Genomic DNA, 1,484 nt, shown 5'->3' with positions numbered 1-1,484 from the left:
GTCTCGGTCACATCACCCAACAACTCCGCGAAGAACTCCTCGTGACCACCGTTCCGCAGACTCTCCCGCGCCTGCACCACGAAATCCCGGAACGGCAACGCCGGCGCCAGTTCATCGCCGCGACCGGCGAGGAACGCCCGCACCTCCTGGAGCAGGACCTCCATGCCGACGTGGTCCTGGATGATGTGGTGCACCCGCAGGAGGCACAACAGCCGGGTCCCGTCGGGCAGGCGCGTGCTGTGCGCGTCGATCAGCGGTGCCCGGCCGATGTTCATGCTCAGCCCGCCTGCGGCAACCAACGCGGCCACCGGATCGCCGCTTTCCGGACCGAGGTCGATCTCCCGCACATTCAGTGGTGCGTGCCGCTGGACCACCTGGACCGGCTCGGGCACGCCCTCCCACACGATCGCGGTCCGGTAGATGTCGTGCCGGTCGATCACCTGCCGGAGCGCCCACAGGAAGGCGTCGAGCCGAGCCGCCGTGTCGAACTCCAGAACGAACGGCGAGACGTAGACGTCGCGTTCGTCGTCACCGGCCATCAGGTGATGGAAAAGGATGCCCTCCTGGAGCGGCGCCAACGGGTACACGTCGGCGATGTTCGCGGCACCGCCCTCGATCGACCCGACCAGCCGCCCGACCTCGACGGCCGACAGGTCGACGAGCGGCAACATCTCCGGCGTCAGTGCGGTGGCGTCGGCCGGGATTCGGTTCACCGGCACGCGCACCGGGATCGGCCCTGCGGCAGACGCCAGTCCGGCCACCGTGGGCGACTGGAACAGGGCCCGAACCGACACCGAGACGCCCCGCGCCCGCAACCGCTCCACCAGCGTGATGGCCAGCAGCGAATGCCCGCCCAGCGTGAAGAAGTTGTCGTCCACCCCCACCGACGGCACGCCCAACACCTCGGCGAAGACCGCGCACAACACCTCCTCGCGCACCGAGGAGGGACCACGGCCGCCGAGGCCGGAGGCATACTCCGGCGCGGGCAGTGCGTTGCGATCCAACTTGCCGTTGACGGTCAGCGGAAGCGCGTCGAGCACCACGACGGCCGCGGGAACCATGTGGTCGGGCAGCCGAATCGCGGTGAACCGGAGCAGTTCCCGCGGCAGTTCGCCGTCCGCCGCGGCACCGGCCTCGACGGGCACGACATAGCCGACCAGCCGCTTGTCCCCCGGGGAGTCCTCACGCGCGACCACCACCGCACGGGCGACCAGCGGATGCGCGGCGAGTGTGCTCTCGATCTCACCGGGCTCGACCCGGAATCCACGAATCTTGACCTGCTCGTCACCGCGACCGAGGTACACGAGCCGGCCGCCGTCGGTCCACATCACCCGGTCCCCGGTGCGGTACATCCGCTCCCCGACCGCGAACGGGCACGCCACGAACCGATCCGCCGTCAACCCCGGCCGCGAAACGTAACCCCGAGCCAGCCCGGCACCCGCGATATACAGCTCGCCGATCACACCCACCGGAACCGGAGCAAG

At 69.7% G+C, this 1,484-nt stretch carries 1 protein-coding gene; it reads right to left on the bottom strand.

What is annotated here, in order from left to right; all coding sequences use genetic code 11:
* Window positions 1-1,382 (bottom strand): condensation domain-containing protein (locus ACZ4FV_RS52310; protein WP_465328529.1); only part of this gene is annotated, 1,382 nt, incomplete at its 3' end.
* Window positions 1,383-1,484: the final 102 nt, after the last annotated feature.

The organism is Embleya sp. NPDC025285, from assembly GCF_055558835.1.
This window is presented reverse-complemented; position numbering and strand designations above follow the sequence as displayed.